Source organism: Spirosoma migulaei (assembly GCF_054776855.1).
The window spans coordinates 1-3,764 of the sequence record NZ_BAAHBG010000052.1 but is presented as its reverse complement, the minus strand read 5'-3'; the positions used below and the strand labels follow the sequence as shown (position 1 = coordinate 3,764).

Genomic DNA, 3,764 nt, shown 5'->3' with positions numbered 1-3,764 from the left:
TAGCTAAACGTACCCGAAACTGTATTGGCTGCTGGGAGGGTCAGCGTTCTGGGCTGAGAAAGGGCAGCCGATGTAATAGTGAGCGTCCCACTAGTGGGCACGTTGGTGGCGTTAATGGTTCCCGACAAGACATAGCTGTTCGTTGCCGACTGGCATAGCCCGGGTGTAACAACCATAGACAGACCGCAGGGGGTTTGAGCCTGTGCCTCTTGCCAGCTTACCAATAGTGATAAAATAGGTATTAGAAAAAAGCACAAAAAAGGCGTGTTTAGGCAGGATTTAATCCTGCTAAAAAAAAACAAGCCTTTCTTATTCATAGAGTTGAACTTGCCCTCAAGTCTGGGCAGTTTGAGCGAGTTATAGTTCAGCCGTCCTTCTGCCTTTATCGTATTGTTTCGGTTCGCCAACCAGGCAACTAGCTGAAACAGATGGTTGTAAAGTGAATCCATATGGTAAACGATAAAGTCAAGTACGGTGGATGTTAGATTGTCGGTAATAGGATCATTTGGTCAGATTAGCCGCGGCTGAATCTCTAGGAATCAGAAAGTGATGGAGTTTATAGGCTGTATCAATGTTCTCTGCTGTGTTTTTTGCAATTGACTAGTGTAATTATAGCGGCATACCGCATACCGAAGTTGGCGATTTACGGAAACAAGCTTCAGGGCTGGTGTTATCTGCCTGGCTAGGTTCAGGAGACATACCATTAAACCCATAAATCGGATTTCAAGTAGACTTGGTAGACGCAAATCATATAATTTCAGGGAGCCTACACAAGATTTCTTCTCAGTGAAAAAATACATGGAATAAAGGTTGAATCGCCAAGGTTACTGATATTGGGTTAACAGGGTTCCGTAAGGCAAAGGGTATGCCAGCTCAGAAGTTTGTACTTGTTGCCGCTAGTTCTGTATATTATAGATTTTTGCAAAAAGAATAGTTGTATACAACTATTTATGTAATGTGCTTAGTATGTAAATAATTGATCCTTGTTTACATATTTCGTGCCAACTTGGAAGCAAGCTAATCTAAAGAGCATGCATAACTAAAGAATCCAACACAGGCTAAGACCATGCTTGTACAGTTAAAATGCCTTCTATACACAGAAAGGCCGCTAACGATTTAGCGGCCTTTCTGTGTATAGAAGGCTGTCGATTAACGCGGATCGCCAATGCGTTTGGCCCGCTTGGTTTGGCTAATCACATAAGGCACACACACCTCAGCCGGACACCCACACACGGTTGGCAACAGCATCACCGTCACATCCGTGTAACAGCCCGAAGCATTGTAGACCCGAATCGTATAGGCCTGAGCCACCACCGGATTAGCCAGATTGTTCACTAGCACCCCACCCGCTGGAATCACCTTGGCTGAGCCCGAGAGCGGAGCCGCTTCGTTGAAACTGCTTCCCAGCGAGTACTGGTAGGTGTAGGCGGGGTTGAAGCCCGTGAGCACGATCTTACCGTTAGCCTGGGCCACATTGCCCACACAGCTAGCCACGACAGCCTGCGCCTGGAACGTGGGTAGCGTGTCCTCCTCGACAATGAAGGGGCAACAGCTGAAGTCGGGGCATTTTCCCGATACGTTATCGACGGCCAGGCTATAGGTGCCCGGTGCGGTCACTTCGAGCACGTTGGTGGTTTGTCCTGGGATTTCGACGTTATCTTTGAACCACTTGTAGCTACTTCGCCCGGCGGGTGCGGTGAGGGTGAAGGCATACTGATCGCCCGCACACATCACCACGGGGATGGAGGTACAGACCGTCGCCGTGTCGCCGGGTAGGGTGGCTTTGTTATAGAGTATTCCCGTGCTATCGGCTTTGGCCTGGAAGGTCAAACTCAGACTTTGTCCAGCACTGATAGCGCTAATCGTCCAGGTGCTAATGGGTGTTCCCTGGGTAAAGGTAGTCCCCGCGGGTGCCGTGGCTGAATTCGTTACGTAGGTCAATCCCGTTGTACTCGAATCCCGAACCGTGACATTCGTCGCCGGAATAGCCCCGTTGTTGGTTACCACCAGGGTATAGGTAAGCACTTCGCCCAGTTTAGCTTTCGATTTACTAACAAATTTGTCCAGCGACAGGCTCGGGGTTGGCGGCACAATACCGGCATCAACGGTTAAGTTCTGTTCCCCAGCGGCCAGGGTGTAGTTGGTGGTCTTACCTGTACTTAGGTCCGCATCACTATCGGTGGCATCAGTTCCTGAATTAACACTCGTCAGGGTGTATCCTGTTGGTAGCGTGGTTTTGTCGAACTGAACATAGTAAATGCCTGGAATCAGGTTGGTAAACAGGTAGTTGCCATTGCTGTCCGTCGTCAGGCTGGCAATGGGGGTGACCGTTGACGAAGCCGGGTTAAAGAGTTTAACCGTTACGCCCGGCACACCGGTTTCATTGCTATCCTGTTGACCGTCTCCATCGGTATCGTACCAGACATAATCGCCCAGGCTGGCCAGAAGTGGAGCCACAGTACAGGATACGGGAGCCGTGTAGGTCAGCGTGGTACTCGAGCAACCGGGCAGCGCTACCGTCACCGTGTGAGTAGTGCCATCGGAAAGAATGCCATTGAATATAGCCGGGGCAGTTGTGGTACCCAGTGAGGCAGCCACCACGAAGGTGATACTGTTCACCCCATCGGTAACAGTCAGGGTTCCCGCCGTTGGATTAGTCAGCGTCACCAGCACAGTCGTTGAGAAGGTGTTCGTGGCACTGGCACACAGGCCAGGGGTAGCCACTGCACTCACCGAACAAACCGGTGCTATCGAGCAACTGGCTGGGGCCGTGTAGGCCGTATTGGCACTGCCACAACCAGATAGACTGACCGTAATAATATGGCTGGCTCCATCTGAAATAAGCCCGTTAAAGGTAGCCGTGAAGGTGTTCTGACTGAGGGCTGTAGTGCTGAAGGTGAGCGTTTGTCCACCGGTGGCTACCGTGAGCGTTCCGCCCGCAGCGGGATTATTGACCGTCACCACAGCCGTGGCAGAATACGTATTGGTTGCTGTTGCGCAGAGCCCAGCGGTGACTACCGCACTGATGGAACAGATGGGCGCTATTGAGCAGGATGCCGGTGCCGTATAGGTAGCAGTCGTGGTGCTACAACCGGGCAGCGAAGCCGTGATTGTATGCGTTGCCCCATCGGATACTAAACCGGGGAATTCCACAGTGAAGGTAGCCGAAGTGCCTGCTGTTGTAACGAACGTAGCACTCTGCGGCCCATTGGAAATCGTTAGCGTACCCGCCGTTGGGTTGGTTAGCTGAACCACCGCCATAGCTGAATAGGTATTCGTAGCAGTAGCACAAAGTCCGGCGGTAGCGGTAGCACTCAGGCTACAGATGGGCGCTATCGAACAGGATACTGGTGCCGTATAGGTTGTCGTAGTAGCTGAACAGCCGGGCAAACTGGCTGTAACCGTATGGCTGGTTCCGTTGGAGCTAAGTCCGGCAAAGGTGGCCGTGAAGGAAGTAGTGCTTCCAGTAACGGTAGCAAAGGTCAGGCTGGCCGGACCATCGGTTACAGTCAGGATGCCGGTCGTCGGATTGGTCAGGGTGATGACTGCTATCGTGGTAAAGGTGTTCGTAGCTGTTTGGCAGAGTCCGGGCGTTGCCACTGCACTCATGGAGCAGATTGGCGTTACCGAACAGGATGCGGGAGCCGTGAACGTGGCCGTTGTGGTGCCGCAACCAGGTAGACTGATGGTCGCCGTATGGCTGGCTCCATCGGAGGTGAGGCCATTAAATACGGCCGTAAACGTACCGGTATTGGCTGCCAGCG

2 protein-coding genes are annotated in these 3,764 nt (G+C 52.0%); both read right to left on the bottom strand.

The window, feature by feature from the left end; genetic code table 11:
* A partial coding sequence (locus ACYVGO_RS38600) for a hypothetical protein (RefSeq protein ID WP_460974136.1) occupies window positions 1-449 on the bottom strand: 449 nt, incomplete at its 3' end.
* A 700-nt stretch (window positions 450-1,149) separates the two neighbouring features.
* A partial coding sequence (locus ACYVGO_RS38595; RefSeq protein ID WP_460974135.1) for an SdrD B-like domain-containing protein occupies window positions 1,150-3,764 on the bottom strand: 2,615 nt, incomplete at its 5' end.